General features: G+C 69.9%; 15 protein-coding genes and 2 pseudogenes. 10 read left to right on the top strand and 7 right to left on the bottom strand.

Annotated elements, in window-relative coordinates; all coding sequences use genetic code 11:
- Window positions 1-79: 79 nt before the first annotated feature.
- Entirely contained in the window at window positions 80-1,825 is a 1,746-nt protein-coding gene (locus ACFWPQ_RS45990) for a ThiF family adenylyltransferase (protein ID WP_384049435.1), read from the bottom strand.
- Window positions 1,822-2,832: a cyclic GMP-AMP synthase DncV-like nucleotidyltransferase gene (locus ACFWPQ_RS45985; RefSeq protein WP_384049432.1), complete on the bottom strand. Its 1,011-nt coding sequence runs from the start codon at window positions 2,830-2,832 to the stop codon at window positions 1,822-1,824. Before ACFWPQ_RS45985 ends, ACFWPQ_RS45990 begins: the two co-directional genes overlap by 4 nt.
- 116 nt (window positions 2,833-2,948) lie before the next feature.
- Here ACFWPQ_RS45985 and ACFWPQ_RS45980 point away from each other — a divergent pair, with 116 nt between their 5' ends.
- Window positions 2,949-3,797 carry a hypothetical protein gene (locus tag ACFWPQ_RS45980; protein ID WP_384049430.1) on the top strand — a complete coding sequence of 283 codons (849 nt, stop codon included), beginning with the start codon at window positions 2,949-2,951 and terminating at the stop codon, window positions 3,795-3,797.
- A 24-nt stretch (window positions 3,798-3,821) separates the two neighbouring features.
- On the top strand, window positions 3,822-4,373 hold the full coding sequence (locus ACFWPQ_RS45975; RefSeq protein ID WP_384049427.1) for an STAS-like domain-containing protein: 552 nt from the start codon (window positions 3,822-3,824) through the stop codon (window positions 4,371-4,373).
- On the opposite strand, the gene ACFWPQ_RS45970 is transcribed toward ACFWPQ_RS45975, so the two are convergent.
- Entirely contained in the window at window positions 4,355-4,669 is a 315-nt protein-coding gene (locus ACFWPQ_RS45970) for a hypothetical protein (protein ID WP_384049516.1), read from the bottom strand. The genes ACFWPQ_RS45975 and ACFWPQ_RS45970 overlap by 19 nt on opposite strands.
- Window positions 4,670-4,822: 153 nt before the next feature.
- Window positions 4,823-5,086, bottom strand: a pseudogene (locus tag ACFWPQ_RS45965) (helix-turn-helix domain-containing protein); the annotation flags it as partial.
- Window positions 5,087-5,378: 292 nt separating this feature from the next.
- Here ACFWPQ_RS45965 and mgrA point away from each other — a divergent pair.
- The 4 genes and pseudogenes from mgrA to ACFWPQ_RS45945 form a co-directional block, all read left to right on the top strand.
- Window positions 5,379-6,422: an L-glyceraldehyde 3-phosphate reductase gene (mgrA, locus tag ACFWPQ_RS45960; RefSeq protein WP_384049424.1), complete on the top strand. Its 1,044-nt coding sequence runs from the start codon at window positions 5,379-5,381 to the stop codon at window positions 6,420-6,422.
- A gap of 529 nt (window positions 6,423-6,951) precedes the next feature.
- A complete protein-coding gene (locus tag ACFWPQ_RS45955; protein ID WP_384049421.1) occupies window positions 6,952-7,620 on the top strand; it encodes a response regulator in 669 nt (222 codons plus the stop codon).
- Window positions 7,617-8,804, top strand: coding sequence for a sensor histidine kinase (locus ACFWPQ_RS45950; RefSeq protein ID WP_384049418.1), 1,188 nt, complete (start codon window positions 7,617-7,619; stop codon window positions 8,802-8,804). The genes ACFWPQ_RS45955 and ACFWPQ_RS45950 overlap by 4 nt, the downstream gene beginning before the upstream one ends.
- Window positions 8,805-9,148: 344 nt before the next feature.
- Window positions 9,149-9,331: pseudogene (locus ACFWPQ_RS45945) on the top strand (hypothetical protein); the annotation flags it as partial.
- A 48-nt stretch (window positions 9,332-9,379) separates the two neighbouring features.
- On the opposite strand, the gene ACFWPQ_RS45940 reads toward ACFWPQ_RS45945, so the two are convergent.
- Entirely contained in the window at window positions 9,380-9,850 is a 471-nt protein-coding gene (locus ACFWPQ_RS45940; protein WP_384049415.1) for a hypothetical protein, read from the bottom strand.
- Window positions 9,840-10,379, bottom strand: a complete 540-nt coding sequence (locus ACFWPQ_RS45935) for a hypothetical protein (protein ID WP_384049412.1) — start codon at window positions 10,377-10,379, stop codon at window positions 9,840-9,842. Before ACFWPQ_RS45935 ends, ACFWPQ_RS45940 begins: the two co-directional genes overlap by 11 nt.
- Before the next feature lie 46 nt (window positions 10,380-10,425).
- Between ACFWPQ_RS45935 and ACFWPQ_RS45930 the strand changes: the two genes are divergently transcribed.
- The 3 genes from ACFWPQ_RS45930 to ACFWPQ_RS45920 all read left to right on the top strand — a co-directional run bounded on the left by ACFWPQ_RS45930 (window position 10,426) and on the right by ACFWPQ_RS45920 (window position 13,484).
- Window positions 10,426-11,772, top strand: coding sequence for a CoA transferase (locus ACFWPQ_RS45930; protein WP_384049409.1), 1,347 nt, complete (start codon window positions 10,426-10,428; stop codon window positions 11,770-11,772).
- A gap of 609 nt (window positions 11,773-12,381) precedes the next feature.
- Window positions 12,382-12,924 carry a winged helix-turn-helix domain-containing protein gene (locus ACFWPQ_RS45925; RefSeq protein WP_217562449.1) on the top strand — a complete coding sequence of 181 codons (543 nt, stop codon included), beginning with the start codon at window positions 12,382-12,384 and terminating at the stop codon, window positions 12,922-12,924.
- The gene (locus tag ACFWPQ_RS45920; protein ID WP_384049513.1) at window positions 12,921-13,484 is read left to right on the top strand and encodes a transposase; all 564 of its coding nucleotides are present in this window, start codon (window positions 12,921-12,923) and stop codon (window positions 13,482-13,484) included. Before ACFWPQ_RS45925 ends, ACFWPQ_RS45920 begins: the two co-directional genes overlap by 4 nt.
- Here the strand turns inward: ACFWPQ_RS45920 and ACFWPQ_RS45915 are convergent.
- The gene (locus tag ACFWPQ_RS45915) at window positions 13,481-14,089 is read right to left on the bottom strand and encodes a hypothetical protein (RefSeq protein WP_384049405.1); all 609 of its coding nucleotides are present in this window, start codon (window positions 14,087-14,089) and stop codon (window positions 13,481-13,483) included. The two genes, ACFWPQ_RS45920 and ACFWPQ_RS45915, sit on opposite strands and share 4 nt — an antisense overlap.
- A 191-nt stretch (window positions 14,090-14,280) precedes the next feature.
- Between ACFWPQ_RS45915 and ACFWPQ_RS45910 the strand changes: the two genes are divergently transcribed.
- The gene (locus ACFWPQ_RS45910) at window positions 14,281-15,624 is read left to right on the top strand and encodes an IS630 family transposase (RefSeq protein ID WP_384049402.1); all 1,344 of its coding nucleotides are present in this window, start codon (window positions 14,281-14,283) and stop codon (window positions 15,622-15,624) included.
- Window positions 15,625-15,817: the final 193 nt, after the last annotated feature.

The raw sequence follows: 15,817 nt of genomic DNA, 5'->3' as shown, positions 1-15,817 counted from the left end.
TGCCGCACTTCTCCGATGCCCATAGCGCTTTGCCGTCGGCGTACGGGAGCCCGCCTCGATCGCCCGGCGGTTCACGAGGCTACGGCTCGTGGGGTATGAAGTGATGATGGGGCCCACTGTGAGCGTGCGGAAGAGCGACGATGTGGGTTCCTGACGCCGGTGCGGCAAGGTGCATGCCGAGAAACGTCGTGAGGGTGGCGGCGACGGCCGCGAGATCGGCTGAGGATCCGTGGAAGGTCGGGACGGAGCAGCCGCGGGTCGGTACCAACTCGTCGCCGCGCTCTGCGTCTTGCCACAGGGGGTGGTACAGCTCAAGGTGGGGATCGTCGAGCACGCAGGCGCCTGCCAACGCGTCCAGGGTGTACGGCCCTTGGGCGGTTCCCGGTGCGGAGACGGTGAGGATGCCCAGTGTCCCGGTGCGGGTATCCGTGGCGAACTGAGCGAGGGTTGCCTTTCGGTGCGGGGTCTGCGCGAGGATGTCGAGGAACTGTCCGATGGCCAGGCTGACCGTGGCGTCGATGACGACGTCGGCGTCGGCCATGATCTGTTCAGTGTCCTCGGGGAGCATGCCGTCGGCGACCTCGACGATCAGGCTGTCGCTGATGCTGCGCAGTCGGTCGGCGAGTGCGGCGGCCTTGGCTGCGCCGATGTCGGGCTCGAGGTAGTTCTGGCGGACGAGGAGTCCGCCCGTGACTACGCTGGAGTCACACAGTGTGATGTGGGTGGCTCCGGCACGCGCGATGAACTCGGCCGTCCAGGATCCGATGCCTCCGCAGCCCCAGATGTGGATGCGTTTGCCCTGGTAGTTGTTAACGGGGCGGTTCTCGTCCCTGCGGGTCGTGACGGCCTGTCGTTCGTCGGACACTCGGCACCATTCGATCGGGAGGGTCGGGTTCACCGCGCTGGGTGTGAGACTGCTGAGTGAACCGGGCTGCTGTCGCGCGAGAGCGCGCAGCTCGTTCGCAGCGCTTGCCTGGATCCGGCCCGCGAGCAGATGAGGTGGCCCGCCCGCGGGATGGGGCACGGCCAGGAGGAAGTACTGGGGTGTGTCCTCAGCGTTTCTCACCACGCTGGTCACGAGCGAGGTCAGCACGGCTGGCGCGAACGGACTGCCGGCGGGGGCGCTGCCCGCGAGTGGCTGATCAATCTGCTGCAGAAGCTGAAGGAGCGTGGTGCCAGCTCCCATCGGCAGGGGCACCGGGGTGGTAATGACCGGCAGGCGTGCCGTCGGGTGATCTTGCGGAGTGAAGGAAAGGTCCATCCGCTGAGGGGTCCTGGGAGTCAGGTACCCAGCCTGCACCCGCTTTTCGGGCACGGGTTCGCGGACGACGATGGTGGGAGTGCCCGCGGACTGATGCAGGACGCCGCCGACCGCGTGGTACAGGGCGGTGGAAGCGTCGAAGCGGTTGCCCGCGGCGGCGGTGAGCCAGTCCCACAGGCGGTTGAGGCACGAGCGGATACCCCCGGCCGGGTTCCACTCCCGTGCGGGGTCCAGATACAGGCACAGCCGGTGGCCCTGCAGGACGTGGGGGGAGCCGATGAACCGTGCGTGCGCGACATCGACCTGCGGGGAGAGCAGCGGGGAAGAGGGGATGCGAAGCACGAACCGCTCGCGCGGCTCCAGCCGGATTCCTCCCTCCACGGAGGCAATCTCCGTTGTGTCGATCTCGATCGTCACCGCGAGGGCGCCGCTGCCCGTACGGTCAGACGCTCCCACCACCCGCAGGATCTCCGGCTGTTCCACCGCGATCGCACGGAGGTCCGCAAGGGCCTGCCGCTGCCACGGGGTGACAGCAGCAGTCCGCACGGACTTTCGCTTGCTCATCCAGCGCGCCCCGACCGCCCCGTCGTCGTCACGGCGGCCACGGACGTGGCCGCGGCGGGAAACTTCCCGCTGCTCTGCTGCCCCTCGGGCTCCTTGAAGCCGGTGCCGAACAGGCTCTGCCACAGCTCGATGCTGGTCTCCTTGTCCGGATGGTGGTAGGCGGCGTCGATTTCGCCCGTGTGCACGCGGATCCGCTCACGGAAGTAGGCGTAGGTGTCCTGGGTCCAGCGGTGGTCGAAGGTGACACCCGACCCGGAGGGGTCGGCGATCGACGGCTTGGCGGGGTTCGCCTGGAGGTAGGTGTTGAGGTCCTGGACCAGGTGCAGCAGAGTCGTGGGCACGTTGGAGTAGTAGCCCGGGTCGGCCAACGCCCGTGTCTCACTGACCTGGTTGCCCAGCAGGGTCGTCAGGATGATCGACCGGGTTCCGGTGAACGAGTTCTTGTGGTCGCGCAGGTACTTCAGCAACCGGATGACCTTGCGCAGGTTCCCGCCGGTGATGCCGTCCTGCTTGCGCATCCAGGCCGTGAAGCCCTCGGGGTCCGTCGCCTCCCAGACGTTGTCGTCCCGGTTGACGATGACGCCGCGGCCGTCGCTGAGCTGCACGTAGGGGACGATGTCCACGTGCATCAGGTTCTTGTACACCAGACGCACGCAGCGGCACTTGCGCGAATGCGGCATCTCGCGGTAGCGGCTGTGCCGGTGCAGCGCCGCGTAGACCTTGTCGATGTAGGTCTTCGGGCTGCCCTGCCAGTCCGGGTTCTCCTCCATGAGGAGGAGGAAGTCGGCGTCGAACTCGTTGTCGCCGACCGGGTCGATGATGGTCCGCTGCGCCCACGAACCCTGAGGGATCTTGTCGAGGACGAGGTGCCCGATTTCCTCGTCGGCCTTCAGAGCCCGGTAGACGCTGTCCGCCCGGTCGTCGAGCAGTTCGAGCTTGAACCGGCTCAGATTGACCGTGTCGGTGAGCAGTGTGCTGAAGCAGGCGGTGAGCTCCACTGGAACCATCCCGTACATCGTCTTCATTGAAGTTCGTGAAACCGTAGCACGGGAGTACGCCAAGCGGCCGCGACACGACCGAACGGATGAGATTCGCGTCCGCCGACCTGGCATGCTGGTGTGTCGTGTTGCTCTTGCTGACCGGCCGTCACCCGTTACTGCGCGACAACCTGCGCCTACAGGACCACTCTCGCCCCGAACTGGTCATCGACTGCCGCCGCCTGGAGTTCGCCAGCCCGCTGGACCTCGCCGCCGTCGCCGCCCTGACGCACACTCACGCGGCGGACGGGGCGGACATCGTCATTCTCTTGCCGGAACAACGCAGCGTGGCCTCATACCTGCAGCGCATGGACCTCTTGAAGCACCTCCCGGAGGGAGTCCGTGTCGAGGGGGCGCTGCCGCCGGAAGTCCGCAACGATCATTCCGCCAGCCTGCTGGAGGTGACTCCCCTGTCGGGGGCGGCGGTCGGCGAGGTGAATCAGCGGATCGGCTTCGTGGCAACCACCCATCTCGGCAGACGCTTCGGCAGGCAGGCGTTCACGGGCCTGGGCGAGCTCATCGACAACGCGGTGAGCCACGGGGCCAGCAGCCTGGGCGCCTTCATCACCGCGCAGGCGTACAGCGGCAAGACCACGGGCCGGCGACGGCTGGAGGTGTCCGTCTGCGACACCGGGATCGGCGTCCTGAATCACCTTCGGCGCAATCCGCAGCACTCCGACGTAGCCGACAGCGTCCATGCGCTTGAGCGTGCACTGAGCCCCTGCATCAGCGGAACCGGCGAGGACCGCGGTAACGGACTCCCCGACGTCTTGCGCGGGGCGAAGGAGACAGCGATCACGAGCCTGATCCTGCGCAGCGGCAATGGGGTAGTGGCTGCCAGCCACTACCGGGAGCACACCTTCACCGCCTATCGGCGCATCCCCGACTGGGTGACAGGTACCTGGGCCTGGCTGAGAGTATCGTTCCCCAGCTGACCCCGTTGTGCTTCAATGCGTTCAATGAAGGCGAATAAGCACGTACTCACCTTCCTCGTCAGCGAACCGGGTACGTTTCTATCCACTCGCGGGGCGGGGGCACAGAAGCGCAGCGAGCTGGAGACCCTGCTCCGGCCGGCTGGCCCAGCCCGCGTACTGGAGATCGACTTCACTGGAACCGAAGCCATGACCCACAGCTTCGTGGACGAGTTCCTGGGCAAGCTCTACGTCTCCCTCGCGGCCGGCGACCTGCAAGCAGGCGGCGTCAGACTGATCGGGCTGAACGAGGAGACCCGTGAGTCCGTCGCCGTGTGCCTCGAACGGCGCAAGCAGTTCGCCGTGCAAGGTGAAGATCACATGCTGCTGGGTGACACCAACGTCATGCCGGACACCTACCTGCAGGCGCGCCAGCTACGCACCTTCCGTGCCCAGGACCTGGCCGAAGCCCTCGGCATCTCCGTCACCAACGCGAACAACCGGCTCAAACGCCTGGTCCAGGCAGGAGCGCTGGGCCGTAACCGCGCACCCGGCCCAGAGCGAGGCGGCAAGGAATTTCTCTACACCTTGCCGCAGTGACGCTCTGCCGGCGTACGGATACCATTTCTTGACCCCGACCCCGCGCTCTGCAGCGCCGACACAAACGAGTCTCCCCCGGCCGGGTGCGGGGGGCGCCGGCGGCGGAGGTGCGGTGGTCTCCGGGGAGGCCGGGGGGGGCAGGGGCGGGGTGGGGGGGACGGGTCGGTCCGGGTGCGCAGCCGTTCCTGGGCGCCGGCGAGGAAGTAGGCGTACTTCTCGCGGACTTCGCCGCTGGGGTCGCGTCCCTGTTCCCAGCCGCCGACCGTGGAGGGGCTCACTCCCAGCGCCTGGGCCACCTGGGTGCGCAAGAGGTTCAGCGCCTGGCGCAGGGCGCGCCGCTGCTCGGCGGAGGGCTGGCCGGCCGGCGGGCGCCGGCCAGGAGTTCGTCGATCGCGTCGAAGTCGGTCATCGTGCTGTTTCCTGGGCGGGGGTGGTGCGGGGGGGGGCGGGGGGGGCGGGGTGCGCCGCCGCCGGGGAGACAGGGCGTCGCAGGCCCGGGTGGGACCGGCGAGCAGGTCCAGGACGTCGATCCCGTAGTGCGCGGCGAGGGCTTCGCAGTCGTTCAGGCTCCACGCCGCGCCGCCGGACTGACGGCGGCTGATCTGTGTCTGGCTGACGCCCAGGGCAGTGGCGCGGTCCGTCTGGGACTCCCCCGTGATCTGCATGACCGCTGCTGCGGCTGCCCGCACACGCTCACCGAGCGTCATCTTCATGGGGCCACCCTAAAAGATCTATGCACTTCAGGTATGGGAATGGGCGAAAGGGGGTGGATGGGGCGGCCGTGCCGGCCGTCGAGCAGTGACCACGCCGTCCTGTGCCGGCCGGGCCCTCGCACCGGGCCCGACCGGCAGCGGCCACCCGCCTGCCGGGCGGGGCTCTCTTTGAGAAATGACACCGATGAATGCGATGCGCGGGAGCTGTTGGACTCGGAAAACGAGCCGGGGCACAGTAGGCACGTTCACCCCCCGAACGGCATAAAATCCACTGTCACCTGCGGAGACCCCCATGAACCACGTCGCGGACCCCGAGCGGTACAACGGCACGATGCGCTACCGGCGCACCGGGCGCTCGGGCCTCGACCTGCCCGTCCTGTCCCTGGGCTACTGGCACAACTTCGGCGACGACCGCTCCTTCGAGAGCCAGCGGGACATCGCCCTGCGCGCCTTCGACCTCGGAATCACCCACCACGACCTGGCCAACAACTACGGCCCGCCCTACGGCTCCGCGGAACTCGCCTTCGGGCGGCTGCTCCGGCAGGACCTCGCACCGTACCGGGACGAACTGGTCGTCTCCACGAAGGCCGGCTGGGACATGTGGCCCGGCCCCTACGGCCAGGGCGGCGGCTCCCGCAAGTACCTGCTGGCCTCCCTCGACCAGTCCCTGCGGCGCACGGGCCTCGACTACGTCGACATCTTCTACTCCCACCGCCTCGACACCAGCACCCCCCTGGAGGAGACGATGGGCGCGCTGGACACCGCCGTCCGCCAGGGCAAGGCCCTGTACGTCGGGATCTCCTCCTACGACGCCGAGCGCACCCGGCAGGCCGCCGCGATCCTGCGGGACCTGGGCACCCCCCTGCTCATCCACCAGCCGTCGTACAGCATGGTCAACCGCTGGATCGAGACCGACGGACTGCTCGACGCGGCACAGGAGGAGGGCTTCGGCGTCATCGGGTTCACCGCGCTCGCGCAGGGCCTGCTCACCGGACGCTACCTCGACGGCATCCCCGAGGACTCCCGGGCCGCGGCCGGCACGTCCTTCGACAGGAACTGGCTGTCGGAGGACATGATCAGCAGGCTCCGCGCGCTCGACGCCCTCGCCCGGCGCCGCGGGCAGACCCTCGCGCAGATGGCACTCGCCTGGGCACTGCGCGACAAGCGCATCACCTCACTGGTCATCGGCGCCTCCCGCACCGAACAGCTCGAACAGAACGTCGCCGCCCTTCAGAACCTGGAATTCACCGCCGGGGAACTGGCCGACATCGACACCCACGCCGTCGACGGCGGCGTCGACCTGTGGCACGACGCCCGGACCGGACAGATGGACTAAAGCCACACACACGCGCGCGCCGGCCCGCGGCCTGCGCAACGGCCGGCACGACCCCGGCTCCGGCGGCCGACACCGCCCTGCCCGCTCCTGCCGAGATCCGGCCACCGGGCCACCGGGCCACCGGGCCACCGGGCCACCGGGCCACCGGGCCACCGGGCCACCGGCAGGAACGTGCCATCCGGGAACAGGGGGCGTGCCGCACGGCCTCCGGCGACGGAACCGGGCCCCGCCGGCGCACGGCCGGGCGAGAGCAGGCGGGCGGCCACGGTCCCGCGACCCGTCCCGCACCCTGTGCTCCCCCCTCCCCGGCTCAGCGCCGTGCGGCACACCGGGGAGGTCCTGACTGCGGCCCCGGCGAGCAGGCCGCGCCGGTCGCCGAGGCCGCCCGCCCGCCGCCGGCCGGCGAGGGCACCGCCCGCCGACCGGCTGAGACCGCGCCGCCAACCGGCGGGTTCCGCGTGCCGGCCGCCCAAGGGCCCGCTCCCGCGCGGGTAGGCCCCGACGGAGGCATGCGACGAGCGGAGCGCACATGATCCGGGTCCTGGTGGTCGACGACGAAGCCCTGATCCGCACGGGTTTCACACACATCCTCCAAGCGGCCGACGACATCGACGTCGTCGCCGCGGTACCCGGCGGCCAGGCCGTCCAGACCGTGCGGGAGCTGTGCCCCGACGTCGTCCTGCTCGACATCCGCATGCCCGACGTGGACGGGCTGACCATCCTCGCCGAACTCCGCCGCATGCCGAAGGCCCCGGTCATCGCCATGCTCACCACGTTCGACACCGACGAGTACGTGACGAGAGCCCTGCGCTCGGGCGCCGCGGGATTCCTCCTCAAGGACACCGACCCCGAACAGCTCCCCTACCTGGTACGCAGCCTGGCCGAGGAAGGGACCGTGCTCTCCTCCAAGGTCACCCGGCGGGTGGTGGGCGGCTACCTCGACAACAGCGTCCGCGACCCCGCCGCCGGCCGCCTGACCGCCCGCCTCACCGAACGCGAACGGCACGTGCTGGTCCTCATGGCCGAAGGACTCGCCAACAACGAGATCGGCGAACGCCTCCACCTGAGCACCGGCACCATCAAGGGACACGTCACCAGCGTCCTCGCCAAACTACGGGTGAGCAGCCGCGTCCAGGCGGCCCTGATCGCCGAGCGCGCGGGACTGCTCACCCGCCCCCGGGACGAGAACCCCCGATGAACCGGCGCCGCCCCCGGGCCCTGCTCACAGACACCGCTCTCGTCGCGGTCGCACTGGCCGACGCATGGGCCCACACCGACCTCGAGGACCGGCCGACCACCGCCTGCGCACTGCTCGGCGCCCTCGCCCTCGTCCTGCGCCACCGCCTGCCCCTGACCACCTTCGCCCTCACCCTCCCCACCGGCCTGGTCACCGACGCCGTGGTCGCCCCCATGGCCGCGCTGTACACCCTGTCCTCCCTCAACCGCCACCGGCTCCTGCTGGGCGGCTGCGCACTCCTCTACGCCATCATCGACTTCCTGCCCTGGCCCTGGTCCTCCCTCGACGCCACCGAACTCTCACAGACCAACAGCCTCTTCCACCTCAGCTACACACTGGCCACCGCCGCCGCCCCCGTCTTCCTCGGCCAGCTCGTCCAGGCCCGGCGCGAACTCTCCCTGCGGCTCGCCGACATCTCCCGGGCCCGCAGACAAGAACGCCTGCTCACCGCCCAGAGCGTGCTGGCCAAGGAACGTGCCCAGCTCGCCCGGGAGATGCACGACGTCGTCTCCCACCAGGTCAGCCTCATCGCCGTACAGGCCGGAGCACTCCAAGTCGCCGGCCCCGACACCCAGACCCGGCAGGCCGCGGCCACCATCCGCCGCCTGAGCGTGCAGACCCTCGAAGAACTCCGCCACATGGTCGGCGTACTGCGCGCCTCCGGCAGCAGACCCACCGAACTCACCCCCCAGCCCTCCCTCGCCGACCTCGAACACCTCCTGGAAGCCGGCGGCATCGAAGCCACACTCCAGACCGACGTACCCGAGGAACTCCCCCCCACCACGCAACGCGCCATCTACCGCACCGTCCAGGAAGCACTCACCAACGTCCGCAAACACGCCCCCGGCGCCACCGTCACCATCCACATCCGCCTCACCGAAGGCATCCTGCGCACCACCATCACCAACACCGCCCCCACCCGAAACCCCCTCACCCTCCCCAGCGCCCACCACGGCCTCGCAGGCCTCACCCAACGAGCCGAACTCCTCGGCGGCACCATCACCTCCGGCCCCACACCACAAGGCGGCTACCAACTCCGACTCGAACTCCCCCACCACCCCAACCACCCAACACCACCACGAACCCGACCACTGAACACCACCACAAACCCGGCCACTCAACCCCGCCACGAACCCGACCGGTGAACACCGCCACGAACCCGACCACTCAACCCCGCCACCATGACGACCACCCACCCGTTCACAGGCCACGCGCCAGGGACAGGCCCCCGCCCACCAGACCACGACCCCCTTCGAAAACCAGCCGAGCACAGCGCAACCGGCACCCGATGCCCGGCTCAGGCCCAGCCCGGCCGCACGAGCGGACCAGCCGGCCGGCCGGGCGGTTCCGGAACCCGGCGGACAGCACCGCAGCAGGACCGCACCCACCACAGAGCACATAAACCACGACGCGCCAGCAGCCATCCGCACTCTGGACCCACTCCCCGGCAACCCCCACCTCAGCCAGGACAGCATCCACACGGCAGACACTGCGAGACCAGCCCCCTCCCCCCGGCACGCAGGCCGTCCGGGCACCCTCCAACCGCTGCTCGCAAACCGCCGACACCATCGGCCTCACGGCAACACCCGAACCCATGCTGCCCGACCTCGACACAGGCAGACGGCACGGCCGCACCGCCGCCGAAACCGCCGCAACCGACCCCGACGGATCCACCGCCCGGCCCACCGACCCGGACACCACCCCGCACCACGGAGAATCCCTACGACAGCTGAACCCGCCGGCCGGCCAACCGGCTGCGCAGCATGGCGCCGCACACCGACCACACGCACGCCATCACCGAAGCAACCGCCAACCGGGCCCTGCTCATCGACACACCCGCCATACCCGCACCCGCCTTCCGGCACCTCACCGCCCCACCCCTGATCCTGGCGGTGAGCCGTCTACCGAGAGCGTGCAGGCGCGCGGCCGCACCCGCCCGGATACGGATCAGATGCGCGGCAGCGAGATCCCGGCTGGTCCCGAACTCGTCCAGCACGCCGCCGGAACTGAAGCAGAAACCGTTGCCGTCCAGGATCACCTGACGCACGGCCCCGCCCCGAACGGCGATGTCCACGGCCGCGACCACGGCGTCCCGCCACTGCGCACCGTGCGCGCTGCGCCGCCCGGGCCGGCCGGGCGTGATCCGCAGGACGCCGCCCGCGCGGCGCACCAGCACCGGGTCACAGCCCATGGGAGGCGGCGCCGGCCGCGGCCCGCGCGCCCAGAGCCACCGCGCAAAACCCGCACCGCCGCGCGACACCCGCACCGCCGAGCAGCATCGAATACGCCATCGACTCCACGTCGAGTGCCCCCGGCACCGGCAACCGCCCGGCCGTCCCGAGGACCTGGTGCACAACCAGCACCGCCCCGGACTGCCCCTGCATCCGTACACGCAGGTGCTCCGCCCCGGCGACAGGATCCGTGACCGCCACCACGGCCCGGCTCCCGACGGCGTCCCCCGCGCACCGACGGCCGCGGGGCACCGACACCAGCGTCAGGTCCAGAACACCGACAAAGCCACGGAGACAGCCCGGAACCGGCCACCCGGCGCGCCCGACCAGCAGCCGTCCGCAGCCCCGGGCACAGCGGACAGCCCGCTCCAGGCCGCCGGCCACGGGTGCCGTCACACAGTCCAGACCGACAACCGTCAACGGCCCGGGCGGCCTTGCGCAGCCGTCCAGAAGGCCGGCGCCCGCCGCACCGGCCACGAGACCGGTCACACAGACGACTGTGGCCGCCGACACCTCTTCGATCTACCATCCCCGCATGGCCGACGACCAGGGATCCGGCAGCACGACACACTCCGCCCGGCGCCGAACACCCGGCGGTCCGCCGTCACCCGCCCCGGCCCGGCCCCACTCCCACGCGACGCAACCGGCCCGGGCCTGGCCCGAGAGCGACCCCGCACGCCTCGCCGAGGACTGGGCACGCAGCGGCGTCCCCCTCCTGACCGGCCATCGCGGCGGACCTCCGCTGCTTCCGCCCGGCGGGGCGGCCACCCTCGCCACCCGGCTGGCCGATCACGTCGCCGCAGCCGGCGGCGCACGGCTCGACGGAGCACAGCTCCTCACCGAACGTGCCGCGCTCAGCGGACGCGGACGACAGGGCCGCCTGTCGGTCGGCGGCAGCTGCCGCCTGCTGCCCACCCGCGACGGCTGGGCAGCCGTCTCCGACGCACGCCCGGACGATCCCCTGCTGTGGAGCGCCCTGATCGGCCAGGATCCCGAACCAGGCACGCTGCCCGGCAGATTGGCCCACTGGCTCGCCGCCCACGACGGCACCGAACTGGACGAGCGCGTGGAACTCCTGTCCCTCGCGGGCGGTGCGGTCCGGCCCCGACCGGACCGTGCCTGCCCGCTGCCCGCACAGCCACGCAGCGCAGCCGGACTCCTGGTGGTCGACTTCAGCGCCCTGTGGGCGGGGCCGCTCTGCGCCCACCTCCTCGGCACGGCAGGGGCGAGGGTGGTCAAGGTGGAGACGCCGTCCCGCCCCGACGGAGCCCGCTTCGGCGATCCCGCCTTCTACGACCTGCTCCACGCCGGCCACGCCTCAATCGTCCTCGACCCCACCGACCCCCACGAACGCACCGCGCTGCACGAACTCGTCGGCCGGGCGGACGTGGTCGTCGAGGCCTCCCGCCCCCGCGCACTCGCCGGGTTCGGCCTCGACGCCGAGGCCGAGGCCGCCCGCGGCTGCACCTGGATCTCGATCACCGCATACGGACGGGCCTCGGGGCGGGTCGGCTTCGGCGACGACATCGCCGCCGCCCGCGGCCTCCTCGGCATTGACGCAGACGGACTGCCCGTGTTCGCAGGCGACGCCATCGCCGACCCGCTCACCGGCCTCCTCGCCGCCGCACTCGCCCTGTCCGAGCGGCCCGGCGGCGCGGTACTAGACATCGCCATGGCAGACGTCGTATCCACCTCCCTCGCCGTGACCGACCACCACGACACCCACCTCGTCCCACACGGCAAAAACTGGCTCATCACCCACAGCAGCGGCACCTCCCACCCGGTGACCACCCCACACCCACGCCGCCCGGCCGGCACCGCCCCGGCCAGCGGCACCGACACCGCCGTGGTCCTGCGCGAACTGGGGATCCGACTGCCATAAAACCGGCTGCTGATCCGGGATACGGAGGCCGACGGTGCGACGTCCGGGTCAGGAACGCACGGGCCGAGGACGGACAGATCAAGGACGGACAGACCGACGAACCCGGCCCGAAGCCCGCACACACCCGATGACACAGAGATCCACGCAGCCGACAACGCCCAGCCGCACAGACTGACAAACCAACACCCCCACCTGTCCACACCACCATCCACACCCTCCCCAACACGCTGCGACCTCCCGGACGTCCACACCCCCACCACCCCTGCGAGCGCCGGCCGCAGGCGGCGCTGCACCACGCAACACCGGACCGGTACGGCTGGATCCGGGCACCGGCTACGACGAGCAGGTCGCCGGACCGCTGGACACCACCGGCTCGACACGCTGCGCGCGGACGTCCCGTGGGCCGATGCCCTGTCACCTCCGTCGGCCGACCTTGTGCGGCTGACTCTCATCGGGGGCGGCATCCACAGATCGATCCCCGACGGGCAGACAAGCACGTGAAACTCCAGGCGGCCAGGTCGATCTTGGTCGGCAACCCGTCTAGAGATCTTTAATGGTTGGGGTTACGGGGGTCGTGACGGTTGTCGTGGGCCGCGCTATGCCGGAGAGATGAGGTATCCCGATGGCGGTGGGCTGACGGCCGAGGAGCGGGATCGGCGTGAGCAGGTCCGGCTCGCGGCGGCTGACTTGATCGAGGCCGGGGCCAGTAACGGGGAGGTGGCTCGGCGGTTCAGGGTGACCAGGATGTCGGCGAACCGTTGGCGTCGGGCCTTGGCCACGGGCGGCCGCCAGGCGCTGGTCTCCAAGGGGCCCGGTGGCGCCAGATGCAAGCTCGATACCGACCAGCTACGCGTGCTGGAGGCGGTGTTGGAGGTCGGTCCGGCCGCGTCGGGCTGGAGTGACCAGTGCTGGACGCTGGTCCGCATCGGCGAGATCGTGCGGCGCCGGTTCGGGGCCGAGTACACCCTGGCCGGGCTGGATCTGCTGCTGCACCGCATTGGCTGGAGCGTGCAGGTCCCGGCCCGCAAGGCCACCGAGCGGGACGAGGCGAAGATCGCCGCCTGGAAGGACGAGCGGTGGCCCGTCATAAAAAGAAGGCGGCGGACTTGGGCGCCTGGCTCTGCTTCGAGGACGAGGCAGGTCAGGGCCTGAGGCCGCCCAAAGGCCGCACCTGGGGCCGCCGAGGCCGCACCCCGCTCGTGAAGGTCACCGCCGCGGGCACCAAACGGGTCTCGATGGCGGCGTTGATCTGCACCAAGGCCGGCCACCGGCCACGGCTGATCTATCGCATCCACCTCGACCGCGGCCCCGCCAAAGACCGACGCAAGGGCTTCGCCGAGACCGACTACGCCCACCTGCTTGATGCCGCTCACCAGCAGCTCGGCGGCCCGGTCGTGCTGGTCTGGGACATTTTGAACACGCACGTCAGCCGCGCCATGCGGCGGTTGATCGACGCTCGATTATGGCTGACTGTCTACCAGTTGCCGCCATACGCTCCGGAGTTCAACCCGGTCGAGGGCGTGTGGTCGCACCTGAAACGGTCGCTGGCCAACCTCACCAAACACAGCCTCGACGAGCTCACCGTACTGGTGAAAACCCGGCTCAAACAGATGCAGTACCGACCCGGCCTCATCGATGGCCTCATCGCCAAAACCGGCCTGAACCTCCAACCGCCGCATCCCCAGGCGTTAAAGATCTCTAGAGGGCGCTAGCTAGGGGGCAGCAAGTGCGGGGCACGGTTGCCGAGGATGCCGAAGATCAGCTCCTTCGCCAGGCCGCGCAGTTCCGCCAGGAAGGCGGCATCGACTTGGCTCTCCCTGGCCCAGATGCCGGCGAGGGACTCGGCGCAGGCCTGGGCTAGGTCGCTGTTGAAGTCGCCGTCCCGGATGGCCCGGATCAAGGCCGCCTCGACGAACGGACCAGAGAGGAACTCCAGACCCGACGCCGCGTCCTCCTGCTCGTCCTCGCGCGCCGTGGGGTCTTCGAGGAGGCATACGAGCAGAACCGCGCGCTCCTCGTCCGGGATCTCCGGATCGCTCCACACCGGGCCCTGCGACGAGACCGCTGCCGAGTCCTCTTCCGCACTGCGGTGCCGCTCCTTCCTGAGCAGCCTTGCCAGCCAGTTCCTCATCTGGAACAGATCCTCGATTCCGTCCACAATTGCCCTCGCCGATCCCGCTGCCGACCACAGCCCGACCTGCCCGCCGAGGGAGCTGGCCCTGGCGCCGTAGCCCGCGCTCGCAAGCCGGCCCGCCAGGCTCGCCCCGTCGTGCACGGCCGTCTGCGTGCGCTGGGCCGCTCGGCGGCGTCGCCACATCGTAGATGTCGTATGCGACAGCTGTGGCGAGCAGCAGCCTGCCACCGATGGCGGTCGACCTTGCCAAATCGATGGCTCCGCGCGGCGCCCACGGCCCGCCGAAGGGGATGTGCTCCTTCGTAACCCCAGCCGTTAAAGATCTCTAGTGTGATGCGCCAGAAATCCTGAGGGTTAGTTACTACTCTGTTGTCATGTCGCATTCGGGGCCTTCTGCTGTGGCGATCACGTTGTCCGAGGCCGAGCGTGCCGAGTTGGTGCGCTGGACGGAATTGCCGCACCGGCGCTCGGCCGAGAAGGCCCGCATCATCCTGGCGTGTGCTGACGGCATGTCGAACGCGGGTGTCGCACGGCTCGTCGGTGTCCAGGCGAAGACGGTGGGCAAGTGGCGTCGGGCTTTCGCCGCGGAGCGGATGGCCGGGCTTGAGGACGCCGGCTGGATCGGCCGGCCGAAGGCCGACCTCATCCTCGACGATGCTGAGCGCAGGCAGCTGCAGCAGTGGGCGCGGCAGGCCAGGACCGCACAGTTCCTCGCGTTACGGGCCAAGATCGTGCTGCGCTGCGCGGAGGGCGGGACGAACCAGCAGGCCGCGGCCGACCTCGGCATCGACAGGTCGACCGTGGACCGCTGGCGGGCCCGGTTCATCGCGAAACGCCTCGATGGTCTGCAGGACGAGCCGCGCTCGGGCCGGCCGCCTTCGATTCTCCTTGACCAGGTCGAGGAGGTCGTCGTGGCCACCCTGGAGTCGGTCCCGGGCCAGGACACGCACTGGTCACGGGCTTCGATGGCCCAGCGCACTGGCCTGTCGAAGTCGACGATCGGGCGGATCTGGAAGCGGTTCGACCTCAAGCCCCACCTGCAGGACTCCTTCAAGCTGTCCACCGATCCGCAGTTCGTCGCCAAGGTCGTCGACGTGGTCGGCCTGTACCACCACCCGCCCGAGAAGGCGGTCGTGCTCTGCGTGGACGAGAAGTCCCAGATCCAGGCACTGGACCGGTCCCAGCCGGTGCTGCCGATGATGCCGGGCATGCCCGAACGCCGCACCCACGACTATCTCCGGCACGGCATCACCAGCCTGTTCGCCGCCTTCAACATCGCCGACGGCACCGTCATATCGGCCCTGCACCGCCGCCACCGGGCGATCGAGTTCAAGAAGTTCCTGACCCGGATCGACAAAGCGGTGCCCGCCGGACTCGACGTGCACCTCGTCTGCGACAACTACGCCACCCACAACACCGCCGAGATCCGGACCTGGCTCGGCAGACACCCCCGCTTCCACGTCCACTTCACCCCCACCGGATCCTCCTGGATGAACCAGGTCGAGCGGTGGTTCGGCCTGCTGACCGACAAGCTCATCCGCCGCAGCGTCCACACCTCCGTGAAGGCATTGGAGGACGACATCACCGCATGGATCGACACCTGGAACGAGAACCCGCGGCCCTTCACCTGGACCAAGACAGCCGACGAGATCCTCAACTCCCTCGCCGACTACCTCACCAAGGTCGGAACCACCGGCCAGAAAACAGGGCAGAACTAACCCTCAGGATTTCTGGCGCATCACACTAGCCATCGCCGCCCGCCAGCCCTCGGCGCGGTCCTTTCCGGCGCCGCCCCGGGGGAGCAACGATACCGGCCGAGGGTGGGCATCCGAGCCGGGTGACACCGTCGTACAAGCCGAGGTCACCGAATCCGGAAGTGGTGGTTGCTGACGCCAGACTGCCTGCACGGTG

It is taken from the genome of Streptomyces sp. NPDC058464, assembly GCF_042721035.1.
Lineage (GTDB): Bacteria > Actinomycetota > Actinomycetes > Streptomycetales > Streptomycetaceae > Streptomyces.
Note: the sequence above shows the minus strand (reverse complement) of the source record. Positions and strands in the feature narration are given on the sequence as shown.

Excerpts from the sequence above, each read along its gene's own strand:
- ACFWPQ_RS45990 (WP_384049435.1), bottom strand. The coding sequence starts at position 1,825 with ATGAGCAAGCGAAAGTCCGTGCGGACTGCTGCTGTCACCCCGTGGCAG.
- ACFWPQ_RS45985 (WP_384049432.1), bottom strand. The coding sequence starts at position 2,832 with ATGGTTCCAGTGGAGCTCACCGCCTGCTTCAGCACACTGCTCACCGAC.
- ACFWPQ_RS45975 (WP_384049427.1), top strand. The coding sequence starts at position 3,822 with ATGAAGGCGAATAAGCACGTACTCACCTTCCTCGTCAGCGAACCGGGT.
- mgrA (WP_384049424.1), top strand. The coding sequence starts at position 5,379 with ATGAACCACGTCGCGGACCCCGAGCGGTACAACGGCACGATGCGCTAC.
- ACFWPQ_RS45955 (WP_384049421.1), top strand. The coding sequence starts at position 6,952 with ATGATCCGGGTCCTGGTGGTCGACGACGAAGCCCTGATCCGCACGGGT.
- ACFWPQ_RS45950 (WP_384049418.1), top strand. The coding sequence starts at position 7,617 with ATGAACCGGCGCCGCCCCCGGGCCCTGCTCACAGACACCGCTCTCGTC.
- ACFWPQ_RS45940 (WP_384049415.1), bottom strand. The coding sequence starts at position 9,850 with ATGGGCTGTGACCCGGTGCTGGTGCGCCGCGCGGGCGGCGTCCTGCGG.
- ACFWPQ_RS45930 (WP_384049409.1), top strand. The coding sequence starts at position 10,426 with ATGGCCGACGACCAGGGATCCGGCAGCACGACACACTCCGCCCGGCGC.
- ACFWPQ_RS45925 (WP_217562449.1), top strand. The coding sequence starts at position 12,382 with ATGAGGTATCCCGATGGCGGTGGGCTGACGGCCGAGGAGCGGGATCGG.
- ACFWPQ_RS45915 (WP_384049405.1), bottom strand. The coding sequence starts at position 14,089 with ATGTGGCGACGCCGCCGAGCGGCCCAGCGCACGCAGACGGCCGTGCAC.
- ACFWPQ_RS45910 (WP_384049402.1), top strand. The coding sequence starts at position 14,281 with ATGTCGCATTCGGGGCCTTCTGCTGTGGCGATCACGTTGTCCGAGGCC.